This is a genomic window from Corynebacterium sp. MSK310 (assembly GCF_030227355.1).
Taxonomy (GTDB): domain Bacteria; phylum Actinomycetota; class Actinomycetes; order Mycobacteriales; family Mycobacteriaceae; genus Corynebacterium; species Corynebacterium rhinophilum.
On record NZ_JASPFZ010000064.1, the window covers coordinates 1 to 400 of the forward strand.

A 400-nucleotide genomic window follows, 5' to 3' on the forward strand; every position below is an offset into this window, starting at 1 on the left:
ACCCTGCGTGGTGACGTACCCGACGGCGTGGTATTCCACGCAGATCGTGGCACTCAGTTCACGAGTGAACAATTGTGGAATGTTTGCCAGCAACTAGGTATTGCTCAATCGGTCGGCCGTACTGGTGTCTGCTTTGACAATGCGATGGCCGAGTCGTTCTGGTCGACATTGAAGACCGAATTCTATGACCGGAGGAAATGGCGAACCCGCAACGAAGCCCGGAAGGCGGTGGCTCGCTGGATTGAGATTGTCTACAACCGGCGCCGTCGCCACTCGTCCATCGGGATGGTAAGCCCCGTCGATTTCGAAGCCCAGCTCGCTGATCAAAATGGTAATAAGAAGGCCGCTGCTTAACCCCTAAGCAGCTTAACTACGTGTCCACGATTTGCGGGCAACCCTA

The 400-nt window shown here is 55.2% G+C and carries 1 protein-coding gene; it reads left to right on the plus strand.

What is annotated here, in order from left to right:
- Positions 1-354: integrase core domain-containing protein (locus QP891_RS11730; RefSeq protein WP_284817089.1), on the plus strand; the 354-nt coding region annotated here is incomplete at its 5' end.
- Between the last annotated feature and the right edge of the window lie 46 nt (positions 355-400).